The sequence below is a fragment of the Nocardia sp. NPDC004068 genome (assembly GCF_042874315.1).
Classification (GTDB): domain Bacteria; phylum Actinomycetota; class Actinomycetes; order Mycobacteriales; family Mycobacteriaceae; genus Nocardia.
The window spans coordinates 365,997-378,109 of sequence record NZ_JBIAMW010000005.1 but is presented as its reverse complement, the minus strand read 5'-3'; the positions used below and the strand labels follow the sequence as shown (position 1 = coordinate 378,109).

The following is a 12,113-nucleotide window of genomic DNA, read 5'->3' as shown; positions in this document are numbered from 1 at the left end:
GTCAGACGCCCGCCGCGTCGTTCTGGGCGGCGCGCGGGCCGGTCAGGAACACCAGCCGGAACTTGCCGATCTGCACCTCGTCGCCGTTCTGCAACTCCGAGGAGTCCACCGGCTCGCGGTTGACGTAGGTGCCGTTGAGGCTGCCCACGTCGACGACCTGGAACGTGTCGTTCTCGTTGCGGAACTCCGCGTGCCGACGCGAGACCGTGACATCGTCGAGAAAGATGTCGCTGTCGGGGTGGCGTCCCGCGGAGGTGGTCCGCTGATCGAGCAGGAACCGCGAGCCCGCGTTCGGACCGCGCTTGACCACCAGCAGGGCGGCACCCGGAGGCAGGCCCTCGACCCCTTGCACCGGCTGTTCGCCGGTCTGTTCCCCGGAGCGCGACGCGTCGACCTCGTTGAGGAAGTCAGCGCGGAACACCGATGTCGTCTCGGCCGCGCTCTCCCCGTAACCCGGGTCTTTGTTCTCGCTCACCCTTGCTCTCCTCCTCGAACCGATTATCCGTACAAGCATCGCGGCCCGGAATCCGTCCGCACCCGGCGCGACCGGCTGTCGCGCCCTTGGAGATTCCGGCACCGGTCGCCGGCACTTCTGTTGGCATTGACCGTACCCTGCCAGGGCGATCCCGTGCAGGTAGAACTGTGAAGGCCGCTTCAGCCCCCGATAACTCCTTGATAACCTGCGGCATCGAGGAGTTCATCCAGTGTCGCGTCGAGTTTTCCGGCCTCGTCGACCTGCAGTTCGAACATCCAGCCGTCCCCGTAGGGGTCGGTGTTCACCGTCTCCGGCTCGGCATCCAGAATGTCGTTCACCGCAACGACTTTCGCGTTCAGGGGCGCGTAGATGTCGGACACGCTCTTGGTGGACTCCACCTCCGCGATGCTCTCGCCCGCCGTCACGTCGGTGTCCACCGCGGGCAGCTGCACGAACACGACGTCACCGAGCTGTGACTGAGCGTAGTCGGTGATGCCGACGCGGGCGCGGGTCGGCCCCACGCGGAGCAGCCATTCGTGCTCCTCGGTGTAGCGCAGTTCCTCGGGAACAGAGGTCACAGGTGCAGTCCTTTCGAGGGCTCGTTCTCTGGCCGCGTCGTGATCACTTTATCGGCTCCCCGCTCGCGGGTCCGACGGCCGGTATCGCCCGGGCCACCGCCACCGCCTTGCCGACGTACAGCAGCCCGGTCCAGACGTAGGCCGCCGTGCCCCACAGCAGCAGCGCCCAGCCGAAGGCCCGGCCGAATCCGGCCGCGCCCCAATCCATTTCGCCCGCCAGCAGCCACGGCAACGCGGACATGAGCGCGAAGGTGGCCGCCTTGCCGAGATAGATCACCTCCGGCGGCGGGAGGTCGCGGCGGCGGTAGATCGCCAGTGTGACCGTGAGGATCGCGTCGCGGGCGAGCAGGATCACCACGAACGGCCACGGCAGGATGCCGCGCACGAGCAGCCCGAGCACGGTCGCCACCAGATACAGCCGATCCACGAACGGGTCCAGCAGCGCGCCCAGCCGCGAGGACTGGTCCAGCAGCCGGGCCAGCTTGCCGTCCAGGAAGTCGGTGAGCCCGCTGACGATCAACAGGGCGAAGGCCCACCCGTCGGCGTGCTCGATCAGCAACAGCCACAGCAGCACCGGAACCCCGATCAACCGCAGCACACTCAGCGCGTTGGGCACGGTGAGGACGCGGTCGCCCGGATCTCCGGCGGGTTCGGTGGTCACAGCCTGTTGCATACCCGAATCGCGCGGGGGCCGCCATTCGGGCACGCCGGAGGGGTTGCGGCGACAGGTTAAGGTGAGTCGGCAATCGAGGGAGAGGAAGTCCATGCCCGACTTCGACTACGACGTGGTGGTGATCGGCTCCGGGTTCGGCGGGAGCGTGAGCGCCCTGCGGCTGACCGAGAAGGGCTACCGGGTGGCCGTGCTGGAATCCGGCCGTCGCTGGCCGGCCGAGGCGATCCCGAAGACGAATTGGAATGTGCGCAAATCCCTTTGGGCCCCGCGACTGGGCCTGACCGGTCCGCAGCGGATCAGCGTGCTCGGCAAGTGCGCGGTGTTCTCCGCGGCCGGGGTCGGCGGCGGTTCGCTGATCTACGGCAACACCCTCTACGAACCGCTGCCCGCGTTCTACGACGATCGGCAGTGGGCCCACATCACCGATTGGCGCAGCGAACTCGCGCCCTACTACGACCAGGCCAAGCGCATGCTCGGCGTCGCGCCGAATCCGCGGGTCACCCCCGCCGACGAGGTGATCCGCTCGATCGCCGACGACCTCGGGGTGGGCGAGACCTACCACCCGACCAATGTGGGCGTGTTCTTCAACGAGGCCGCCCCGGGCGAGGAGGTGGACGATCCGTACTTCGGCGGGGCGGGCCCGCGCCGCAGCGGCTGCATCCACTGCGCGCGCTGCTTCACCGGCTGCCCGCACAACGCCAAGAACACCACCCCCACCAACTACCTCTACCTCGCCGAGCAGGCCGGGGCCACGGTCTTCGAGCTGACCACCGCGACCAAGGTGCGGCCCATGCTCAAGGGCGGGTACGCCATCGAGACCGTGCGCTCGGATCGCTGGATTCGCAAGCAGCGCAAGACCTTCACCGCCGAACAGGTGGTGTTCGCGGCCGCCGCGCTGGGCACCCAGAAGCTGCTGCACAAGATGCGCGACGAGCGGGTGCTGCCGAATCTGTCGCCGCGGCTGGGCGAGCTGACCCGCTCGAACTCCGAGGCGATCCTCAACGTGGTCAGCCGCACCCGCGCCGATTTCGCCGAGGGCATCGCGATCACCTCGTCGATCCATCCCGAGCCCGACACCCACATCGAGGTGTGCCATTACGGCAAGGGGCAGAACGCGCTGTTCCCGATGTCGGTGCCGATGGTCGACGGCGGGGCGTTCCGGTTCCTGCGGTTCCTGTTGGCGATGTTCACCCGGCCGCTGGTGTTCCTGCGCAGCCTCAATGCCCGCCGGGCATCGGAGAAGTCGGTGATCCTGCTGGTGATGCAGTCGCTGGACAACTCGCTGACCTCGTTCCGGCGCTGGGGACAGCTGAAGACGCGGCAGGGCACCGGGGAGCCGAACCCGACGTGGATTCCGTTGGCGCACGACATCGCTCGCCGCTTCGGCGAGAAGGTCGACGGCGATGTGCACGGGCTGTTCCTCGACGTGGTGAACATCCCGGCCACCGCGCACTACATCGGCGGCTGCGTGATCGGCGAGGGCCCGGAGAGCGGTGTGGTGGATCCGTATCAGCGCGTGTTCGGCCATCCCGGCCTGCACGTGGCCGACGGTTCGGCGGTCACCGCGAACCTCGGGGTGAACCCGTCGCTGACCATCACCGCGCAGGCCGAACGCGCGATGGCGTTCTGGCCCAACAAGGGTCAGCCCGATCCGCGTCCGGAACTGGGGCGCCCCTACCGCCGCATCCGGCCCGTCGCGCCCGCGCGGCCGACCGTGCCCGACACGGCCTTCGGCGCCCTGCGCCTGCCGATCAGCCCCGCCGACCCCCGCGTGCCGACCGTCTGACATACCCAAGACGCGGGATCCCACCGGAACCCGCCCGGCCACATATGCTTTCGGTACCGAGTGTCGACGGGAAGGGCGGGCCGCAATGCTGGTGCGAGTGCAGAATCCCACCGGCACCCAAGCCGAGCGGGTGCTGATCGACTGGCTGCGCACCTGGAAGGGGCCCGGCGATCCGCACGGCGTGGCCACGGTGAACGTCAGCCTGTTCTACGCCGAACGCCTGCACCGGTTCGACGCGATCATCTGGACGCCGACCAGTTGCGTGATCATCGAGACCGAGACGCTGGTGGAGAACGTCAGCGGCGAACTCGAGGTGCCGCTGAACGGTCCGTGGCGGGTGGGCAGTCAGGTGGTGACGCTCGAGGGCACCGATCGCGGCACGCCGCTGGACCAGTCGCGCGAGCACACCTTCGCGTTGCAGAGCTGGTTGGCCGAGCGCGGCCTCGGCCAGCGGGTGGTGCACGGCGTGGTGCTGGTCGTCCCGCCGAGCGGCGCGAATCTGCGGGTGCGCCAACTGTGGAACGATCCGAGTTTCGAGGTGATCGTCGGCGACGACCGCAACCGGTTCGCCGCCTACCTCAACAACCTCGCCTCGCAGGGCCGCGCCCAGTGGACGGTCAACGACGTGGCGCTGGCGTTCCGCGGCCTGGCCATCCTGCCGTATCTGCCGTCCCCGCAGGATCTGGTCGGCGAGGGCTTCGGCGGCACGGTCGACATCACGCTGTGGTACGGCGGCCCGCAGCAGGCGCAGGCCGAGGCGTATCACGAACAGCAGCAGGCCATGGCCGCCGCGGGCGGAACGAGCGGGCTGGCCTTCTCCGCGCCCTGGTACAGCCCGTGGCAGCTGTACCCGCGCGAGCACGAGAAGATCGATATGGGCCGCACGTTCCTGCGCGTCACGATGGCCCTGGGGATGCTGGTCGCGGCGGCGTGGGCGATCTGGTTCGTGCTGTCGGTGCTGCTGACCTACGCGCCCTGATCGTTACGGCCGCACCGTAACTCGCGGTCACCAGCGCGATCGCCGCGCCCGCGCCGCCCAGCACGTCGGTCGGGTAGTGGTAGCCCAGCCCCACCATGCCCACGGCCACCCCGGCCAGCACCACCACCGCCACCGCGGCCGCCGCGATCCGCGCCCGCGCACGCTCCAGCACCAACACGAAAGCCGTTGCGACCGCGACGAATTGGACCGTGTGCCCGCTCGGATACGCCAGGTAGTCGTGTAAGTGCCGGTGCCACAACGGTTTCAGCAGCCAGGTGTTGACCGCGACCACCAGCTCCGGCACCACCAGCAGGAAGGCCACCGCCCACCACCGCCGCCGCAGCGCGCACCACAGCGCGGCCAGCGCCAGCAACGGCAGCACGACATAGCCGTTGCTCGGCACGACCAGCGCGTCGAGCACACTCGTGCCGACCGTGCGGTCGACCTCCGCACCCACGGCCCGGTCCAGGTCGGTGGGTCCGCCGTTCGCGGGGAAACCCAACGGCAGCAGCGCGGTGGTCAGCGCACCGGCCGCCACCGCGACGAGCCACCGCACCTATTCGCCCTGATGGGAGCTCGGGTCGTCGAGCATGGCCGCGTGCAACAGGGATTCGGGCACGCCGAGCGCCTCGACCAGGGTCGGGGCGTGCGGGCGCAGCCGGTCCACCAGCTCGTTCACCCCGCGCCGCACCGTCTTGGCGCGGTCGACCGACATGAAGCGGTGCATGATGTACCACGCCTGGTTCTGCTCGATGCTCGCGTACACGAACAGATCGCACACCGTCTCGGCCAGCTCGCGCGCCTGCGGATCGTCGATGCCCGCGATGCCCTCGATGAACGCCTCCAGGATCAACCGCTCGATGTGCGCCTCGCCCGCCAGCAGGATGTGGTCCTGCGCGTTGTTGAACGCCTCGAACGGGTTGGTGTCCTGCGCGCGGGCCCGCAGCCGGTGCGCGGCGGTGCGGACCAGATAGTCCTCGCGATCGGCGAACAGCTGCAACTGCACCGAGCGTCGCGCCAGATCGCCGTCGTCGATGCCCTCGTCGGAGCGGTCGCGCAGCCGCTGGATCAGTTGGCGCACACCGGAACTCTCGCGCACCACGTCGCGGGCCATGGTGGCGGCGAAGCGCACCCAGCCCATGGCGTCCAGATCGCGGACCTCGTCGGCGTAGGCGGTGAGCAGTTCCTTGGCGACGAGCTGGGTGAGCACCAGGTTGTCGCCCTCGAAGGTGGTGAACACGTCGGTGTCGGCCTTCAGTGTCACCAGCCGGTTCTCGGTGAGATACCCCGCGCCGCCGCAGGCTTCGCGGCACTCCTGGATGGTGACCGTGGCGTGGCGGGTCTGCGCGCCCTTGAGCCCGGCCGCCCGCTTCTCCAGGGCGCGCTGCGCGGTGGGGTCGAGATCCTGCCCGGTCTGGATGGCGTGCATGCGCCGCACGAGATCGTTCTGCGCGAAGGCCAGCGCGAACGAGCGCGCCACCAACGGCAGCAACCGGCGCTGATGGCTGCGGTAGTCCAGCAGCACGATCTCCTCGCCGGTCTCCGGATCGCTGAACTGCCGGCGCTTCTCCGCGTAGCGCAGGGCGATGCTCAACGCCACCCGGGCCGCCGCCGCGGCCGCGCCGCCCACGCTGATCCGCCCGCGCACCAGCGTGCCGAGCGTGGTGAAGAAGCGGCGGCTCGGGTTCTCGATATCGGAGCGGTAGGTGCCGTCGGGTTCGACGTCGGCGTACCGGTTGAGCAGGTTCTCGCGCGGAATTCGCACGTGGTCGAACATGATTCGGCCGTTGTCGACCCCGGGCAGCCCGCCCTTGAGACCGCAGTCGGAGGTGGTGACGCCGGGCAGGTCGTTGCCCGCCTCGTCGCGGATGGGCACCAGGAAGCAGTGCACGCCCTGACTCTGACCGCCGGTGATCAGCTGCGCGAACACCGCCGCCATCCGGGCGTGCTCGGCCGCGCCGCCGATGTAGTCCTTGCGCGCCGACGCGGTCGGGCTGTGCACCACGAACTCTCGCGTCGCGGGATCGTAGGTCGCGGTGGTCTCGAGATTGGCGACGTCGCTGCCGTGCCCGGATTCGGTCATGGCGAAGCAGCCCAGCAGGTCCAGCGACAGCAGCCGCTTGACCACGTCCCGGTGCCGCTCGGTGCCCAGGTTCTCCACGGCCCCGCCGAACAGTCCCCACTGCACGCCGCACTTAACCCACAGCGACAGATCGGTGTAGGCCAGCATCTCCAGGCCGGTGACCGCCGCGCCCGGTTCGCCGGTGCCGCCGTTCTCGAGCCGGAAACCCTTCTCGGCGAGACCGAATTCGGAGACCAGCCGCATCTGGTCGAGCACCCGCGCCCGCGCGGCCTTGTAGTCGAGGTAGGGATCGCCGAACAGTCGATCGTCGTCGAGCTGCCGCCGGGCCCGCTCGCGCACCTCGCCCCAGGGGCCGTCGAGTGCCGCTCGTAGATGTTCCGCTGGGGTCTTGCCTCCGGTCGCCATAATCCGAAGATAACCACGAGCGAACCGGTGACACCCGTGATCGGCCTCACGTGTCGGTACGCGGAGCTGACGATTGTGTAACACGTCGCTAACTTGGCGAAGTATGAGCGATGAGGTGATGACCCAGCCGATCCAGGTGCTGCCGCCACCGGATCCGCACACCCGGCTGCGACATTGGGCAGGTCGTGTCGTGGGCCGGTTGGTGGCCGAGCGGCAGGCGACCGTCGACGCCGTCGTCCCGGCGCCGACGCCGTTGCAGCCCATCGATCTCACCGACGACGCCCGCGTGACCCAGGTACTGGACCTGGCCGAACGCGTCGGCGACGTGGTGCTCGCCTCGGGCACGTCGGTGATGGACACCACCACCCAGGTCGAGTTCATCGCCTCGACCTACGGGTTGTCGCAGATCGATATCGATGTCACCTACAACGCGATCCGCATCTCCGCCGACCGCGGCCCGTCGCTGCCGCCCGCGAGCACCATGCGGGTGGTCAACTATCGTTCGCTCGACTTCACCCGGCTCGCCGCGGTGGACCGGCTGACCCGGCGCATCCGCCGCGAGGTCGTCCCGCCCGAGGAGGCGCACGCCTATCTCGATCGGATCTGCTGTGCGCCGCATCCGTACAGCCGCTGGGTGGCCACCCTCGGCTGGTCGCTCATGGCCGCGGCCATCGCGGTGCTGCTCGGCGGCGGGACGCTGGTCGCGTCGGTCAGTTTCGTCGCCACCGCGCTCATCGACCGCACCAACCGGGTGTTCAACCGGCTGGGGCTGCCGTTCTTCTTCCAGGCCATGGCGGGCGGGGCGATCGCGACCGCGCCCGCGATCCTGTTGGCCACCTTCGCCGGACGCATCGAGGCCAATCCCTCGCTCATCGTCGCGGCGGGAATCACGGTGCTGCTCAGTGGTTTACAGCTGGTCGGCTCGGTCGAGGACGCGATCACCGGGGCGCCGATCACCGCGGCCGCGCGCATGCTCGAGGTGATGATGATGACCGGCGGCATCATCGCCGGGGTCGCGTTGGCGTTGCGGGTGGCGGAGATGGCGCACGCGGTGTCGCCGACGATCGATATGTACTCCTCCACCGGCATCTCGAATCTGGCGATGCAGGTGCTCGCCGGTGCGATCGCGGCCCTGGCCTTCGCGCTGGCCTGCTATGCCGAGCGCCGCGCGCTGGCCGCGGCCGGGTTGAGCGGTGCGGCCGCGACGGTATGTTACGTGCTGGCCGAGGCGGCCGGCTTCGGTCCGGTGGTGTCCTCGGGGTTCGCCGCGACGGTCGTCGGTCTCGCGGGTGGTCTGATGGCCCGCCGCTCGCTCACTCCCCCGCTGGTCGTGGCGATGGCCGGGATCACCCCGCTGCTGCCGGGTCTGAAGGTGTATCGCGGCCTGTCGGCGCTGCTCAACGATCAGTTGCTGATGGGGTTGAGTCAGCTGCTGGCCTCGTTCGCGGTCGGCTGCGCGCTGGCGGCCGGGGTGACGCTCGGCGAGTGGATCGCGCGTTTCCTGCGGCAGCCGCGAATCCTCAAGCGGTTCCGCGGGATTCGGCGGCCGGTGATCGCGTCGAATCGCTAGGCCGGTCCCGGCGTCAGGCCGATGGTCCGGGCGAGATCGGCCAGTGTCGCGTCGAACAGCGCGTCGGGATCGCTGACCGGCATGGGGTAGTTGCCGAAGACCTCGAGGGTCACGTGCCCGTAGAGCCGGGCCCAGAACTGGATCATCAGGTAGGTGACCCCGAGGTCGAGTTTCTCGGCGGGGAACTTGCGCTCGGTGATGCCGAGCAGCGCGCCCTGGAATCCGATCAGGTCCTCCCGCAACGCCTCCGGGATGACGTCGGCCGAGGGCGTGACGATGTCGTAGGCGGCCAGCAGCCGCCCGGCCGCGGCGAGGAAGATCCGCCCGAACGGTTCGTCGAACTGCCGCATGGCGCTGGTGCCCGCGCCCGCCGGGGAGGCGAACACGAGGGTGAACTCGTGCGCGTGGTCCAGCGCCCAGCGCCGAAAACCCTTGCAGATGGCGAACAATTGCACGATGCCGTCGTCGGGCAGCTCGGCCACCTGACTCGCCAGCTCCTCGGCCAGATCCGCGCAGATGTCCAGGCGCAGCGCGGCGACGAGCTCCTCCCGGGAGGCGTAGTACCGGTACAGGGCGGGGGCGGTGATCCCGAGTTCGCGCGCGATCGCGCGCAGGGTCACCGCCTCCGGACCCTGGTGCACCAGAAGGGTTCTCGCCACTCGCCGGATGTCCGCGTCGCTGACCGCGGGCACCCGGCCCCTCCGCGCCGGCTCGCTCATCCGTCCGAGCCTAGCGGTGAGGGGCAGCTCACTCGTAGGCGACCTGCCAGTTCTTGATGCCGTTGAGCCAGCCCGAGCGCAGGCGGGTGGGCTCGGAGATCTGGCGCAGGTTCGGCATGACGTCGGCGATGGCGTTGAAGATCAGATCCAGTTGCAGCCGAGCCAGATTCGCGCCCACGCAGTAGTGCGTGCCGGTGCCGCCGAAGCCGACGTGCGGGTTGGGGTTGCGCAGCACGTCGAAGTCGAAGGGCTTGTCGAAGTGCTCCTCGTCGAAGTTGGCCGAGGCGTAGAACAGGCCGACGCGCTGGCCCTTCTTGATCCGCTGCCCGCCGAGTTCGTGATCGGCCAACGCCGTGCGCTGGAACGCGATCACCGGGGTGGCCCAGCGCACGATTTCGTCGGGCGCGGTGCGCGGGCGCTCGGCCTTGTACAGCTCCCACTGCTCGGGGAAGTCCACGAACGCCTTCATGCCGTGCGTGGTGGCGTTGCGGGTGGTCTCGTTGCCCGCGACCGCGAGCAGGATCACGAACCAGGCGAATTCGTCGGAACCCAGTGCCTCGCCGTCGATGTCGGCGGTGACGAGCTTGCTGACGATGTCGTCGGCCGGGCACTTGCGGCGTTCCTCGGCCAGGTTCCAGGAGTAGCCCATGACCTCGGCGGTGGCGACGCGATGGTTGCCGTCGAAGTCCGGATCGTCGTAGCCCATCATCTGATTGGACCAGTCGAACAGCTTGTTGCGGTCCTCCTGCGGCACGCCCAGCAGTTCGGCGATGGCCTGCAACGGCAGCTCGCAGGCGACCTGCTTGACGAAGTCGCCGCCGCCGGTCGCCTTGGCCTCGTGGACGATTCGCGCGGCGCGCTCGGTCAGCGCCGCGCGCAGGCTCTCCACCGCGCGCGGGGTGAAACCGCGGGAGATGATGCGGCGCAGCTTGTCGTGCGCGGGCGGGTCGGTGTTCACCAGCATGGCCCGCTGGATGTCGATCTCCTCGCGGGCGATGTCGCCGTTGAAGCGGATCACCGCGGTGTTCTCGTGGGTGGAGTAGAGCTCGGAGTTCTTCGAGATCTCCTTGATGTCCTCGAGTTTGGACACCACCCAGTAACCACCGTCGTCGAAACCGCTGACCCCGTCGGGCTGGTCGACCCACCAGACCGGGGCGGCGCGGCGCAGCTCCGCCCACTCCTCGATGGGCAACCGGCGGGCCAGCAGGTCGGGATCGGTGAAGTCGAAGTCGTGCGAGATGGACGGAGCGGACACGGAACCTCCTTTGGAACACGTTCCACTGGAGTGAACCACATCACAGAGCTTTTGTGAACACCTATTAGTAAATAATGTTCACAAGACCTCAGTACGCCCCGTCGCCGCGGGTCACCGCGCCGATCGTCTTGGCGATGAGCAGCAGGTCCATCACCATCGACCAGTTCTCCACATACGACAGGTCCAGCCGCATCGAATCCTCGAGCGACAGGTCCGAGCGCCCGCTCACCTGCCACAACCCGGTGAGGCCCGGCTTGACCAGCAACCGGCGGCGCATGACCCCGTCGTAGGACTCGACCTCGCGGCGCACCTGCGGGCGCGGACCGACCACGCTCATCTCCCCGCGCAGCACATTGAAGAACTGCGGCAGCTCGTCGAGGGAGAACTTGCGGATGATCCGGCCCACCGGGGTGATGCGCGGATCGTCGCGCAGCTTGAAGAACAGCGGGTTGCCGCCGTTGGCGTCGATGAGCGCGCTGATGTGCCGGTCGGCGTCGGCGTACATGCTGCGGAACTTGATCATCCGGAACGGCCGCCCGTCGCGGCCGATCCGCTCGGAGCGGTAGAACACCGGCCCGGCGCTGGTGGCCTTCACCGCGACCGCGATGGCCAGCAACACCGGCGCGATCGCGAACACCGCCGCCGCGGCGAAGCAGAAGTCGAAGGCGGACTTGCCGATCGAGCTGGCCCGCCCGTACTGCGGCCTGCCCACGTGCAGCATCGGCATATCCGCGACGAAGCGGTGGGTGAGCCGCGCCCCCGCGATGTCGACCAGTCCGGGCGCCACCACCAGTTCCACGCCGAGCGGGTCGAGCTCCCACGCCAGATGCCGCAGATCGGCCGGGCCCAGATGCTCGGTGGCGGTGACCGCGACGGTGTCGGCCCCGGTGAGCCGCACCGCCGCCGCCACCGACCGGTCGTCACCGACCACCGGCACCTCCCGATCCCCCACGGCCAGAACGGATTCCGAGTCGTCGGGCGTGCACACGCCGACGACCTGATGGCCCGATCCCGGATCGCGGGAGAAGGCGGTGACCATGGCCCCCGCCGAGCTCCGCCCGCCGACCACCAGCACCCGGGTGCGGTAGCCGCCCGCCTTGCGCCGCCGGGTCACCCAGCCGCGCCACACCCGCCGCTGCACCATCAGCCCGAGCACGCCGAGCGGCAGCGCGATCGCCAGATAGCCGCGCGCGATATCGAAGCGGAACAGCAGCGAACCGATGGCGATCGCGCCGAACAGTCGCAGCGTGGCCGCGACCACTCGGCGGTATTCCTCTGTGCCGGAACCGATCACGCGCGGTGAGCGACTGCCCGAGACGGCGAGGAACACCGCCCACGCCGCGCCGAGCAACACCGAGACGACGGTGTAGCGCACCTCCACCGGTAGCGACACCGCCAGCGGTGGATCCGCGGGTCCGCCGAAGCGGATCACCTGCGCGGCGGCCACGGCGAGCCCGACGACGGCGAGGTCGCCCAGCCACAATCGCCGGGCGTACTCGATCTGCCACCGCTCGCGCTCGGAGCGCGGCGGGATCGCCGGGCGCGTGGGCGTACCCGCGCGGAGTTCGAAACTCATGATTGAACGCACCT

General features: G+C 69.2%; 11 protein-coding genes. 3 read left to right on the top strand and 8 right to left on the bottom strand.

Going from position 1 to position 12,113, the window contains the following annotated elements; translation table 11 throughout:
- Nucleotide 1: 1 nt before the first annotated feature.
- From garA to ACFYTQ_RS15250, 3 genes are all read right to left on the bottom strand, one after another.
- Nucleotides 2-475 carry a glycogen accumulation regulator GarA gene (gene garA, locus ACFYTQ_RS15260; RefSeq protein ID WP_387360938.1) on the bottom strand — a complete coding sequence of 158 codons (474 nt, stop codon included), beginning with the start codon at nt 473-475 and terminating at the stop codon, nt 2-4.
- Between the two features lie 179 nt (nt 476-654).
- On the bottom strand, nt 655-1,053 hold the full coding sequence (gcvH, locus tag ACFYTQ_RS15255; RefSeq protein ID WP_387360936.1) for a glycine cleavage system protein GcvH: 399 nt from the start codon (nt 1,051-1,053) through the stop codon (nt 655-657).
- A gap of 43 nt (nt 1,054-1,096) precedes the next feature.
- Nucleotides 1,097-1,726 carry a CDP-alcohol phosphatidyltransferase family protein gene (locus ACFYTQ_RS15250; RefSeq protein ID WP_387360934.1) on the bottom strand — a complete coding sequence of 210 codons (630 nt, stop codon included), beginning with the start codon at nt 1,724-1,726 and terminating at the stop codon, nt 1,097-1,099.
- A gap of 91 nt (nt 1,727-1,817) precedes the next feature.
- Here ACFYTQ_RS15250 and ACFYTQ_RS15245 point away from each other — a divergent pair, with 91 nt between their 5' ends.
- Both ACFYTQ_RS15245 and ACFYTQ_RS15240 read left to right on the top strand, forming a co-directional pair.
- A complete protein-coding gene (locus ACFYTQ_RS15245) occupies nt 1,818-3,512 on the top strand; it encodes a GMC oxidoreductase (protein WP_387360932.1) in 1,695 nt (564 codons plus the stop codon).
- Between the two features lie 97 nt (nt 3,513-3,609).
- The gene (locus ACFYTQ_RS15240; RefSeq protein ID WP_387360930.1) at nt 3,610-4,491 is read left to right on the top strand and encodes a nuclease-related domain-containing protein; all 882 of its coding nucleotides are present in this window, start codon (nt 3,610-3,612) and stop codon (nt 4,489-4,491) included.
- Here the strand turns inward: ACFYTQ_RS15240 and ACFYTQ_RS15235 are convergent.
- Nucleotides 4,409-5,047 carry a phosphatase PAP2 family protein gene (locus ACFYTQ_RS15235; protein ID WP_387360928.1) on the bottom strand — a complete coding sequence of 213 codons (639 nt, stop codon included), beginning with the start codon at nt 5,045-5,047 and terminating at the stop codon, nt 4,409-4,411. The two genes, ACFYTQ_RS15240 and ACFYTQ_RS15235, sit on opposite strands and share 83 nt — an antisense overlap.
- On the bottom strand, nt 5,048-6,979 hold the full coding sequence (locus tag ACFYTQ_RS15230) for an acyl-CoA dehydrogenase (RefSeq protein ID WP_387360926.1): 1,932 nt from the start codon (nt 6,977-6,979) through the stop codon (nt 5,048-5,050).
- 103 nt (nt 6,980-7,082) lie between these two features.
- Between ACFYTQ_RS15230 and ACFYTQ_RS15225 the strand changes: the two genes are divergently transcribed.
- The gene (locus tag ACFYTQ_RS15225; protein ID WP_387360924.1) at nt 7,083-8,549 is read left to right on the top strand and encodes a threonine/serine exporter ThrE family protein; all 1,467 of its coding nucleotides are present in this window, start codon (nt 7,083-7,085) and stop codon (nt 8,547-8,549) included.
- On the opposite strand, the gene ACFYTQ_RS15220 is transcribed toward ACFYTQ_RS15225, so the two are convergent.
- The 3 genes from ACFYTQ_RS15220 to ACFYTQ_RS15210 all read right to left on the bottom strand — a co-directional run bounded on the left by ACFYTQ_RS15220 (nt 8,546) and on the right by ACFYTQ_RS15210 (nt 12,099).
- The gene (locus ACFYTQ_RS15220; protein WP_387360922.1) at nt 8,546-9,268 is read right to left on the bottom strand and encodes a TetR/AcrR family transcriptional regulator; all 723 of its coding nucleotides are present in this window, start codon (nt 9,266-9,268) and stop codon (nt 8,546-8,548) included. The two genes, ACFYTQ_RS15225 and ACFYTQ_RS15220, sit on opposite strands and share 4 nt — an antisense overlap.
- Nucleotides 9,269-9,296: 28 nt before the next feature.
- Nucleotides 9,297-10,523: a cytochrome P450 gene (locus ACFYTQ_RS15215; protein WP_387360920.1), complete on the bottom strand. Its 1,227-nt coding sequence runs from the start codon at nt 10,521-10,523 to the stop codon at nt 9,297-9,299.
- Between the two features lie 88 nt (nt 10,524-10,611).
- Nucleotides 10,612-12,099 carry a sugar transferase gene (locus tag ACFYTQ_RS15210; protein ID WP_387360918.1) on the bottom strand — a complete coding sequence of 496 codons (1,488 nt, stop codon included), beginning with the start codon at nt 12,097-12,099 and terminating at the stop codon, nt 10,612-10,614.
- Nucleotides 12,100-12,113: the final 14 nt, after the last annotated feature.

Coding starts and splice junctions, on each gene's coding strand:
- ACFYTQ_RS15250 (WP_387360934.1), bottom strand. CDS start 1,726: ATGCAACAGGCTGTGACCACCGAACCCGCCGGAGATCCGGGCGACCGC.
- ACFYTQ_RS15245 (WP_387360932.1), top strand. CDS start 1,818: ATGCCCGACTTCGACTACGACGTGGTGGTGATCGGCTCCGGGTTCGGC.
- ACFYTQ_RS15230 (WP_387360926.1), bottom strand. CDS start 6,979: ATGGCGACCGGAGGCAAGACCCCAGCGGAACATCTACGAGCGGCACTC.
- ACFYTQ_RS15225 (WP_387360924.1), top strand. CDS start 7,083: ATGAGCGATGAGGTGATGACCCAGCCGATCCAGGTGCTGCCGCCACCG.
- ACFYTQ_RS15220 (WP_387360922.1), bottom strand. CDS start 9,268: ATGAGCGAGCCGGCGCGGAGGGGCCGGGTGCCCGCGGTCAGCGACGCG.
- ACFYTQ_RS15210 (WP_387360918.1), bottom strand. CDS start 12,099: ATGAGTTTCGAACTCCGCGCGGGTACGCCCACGCGCCCGGCGATCCCG.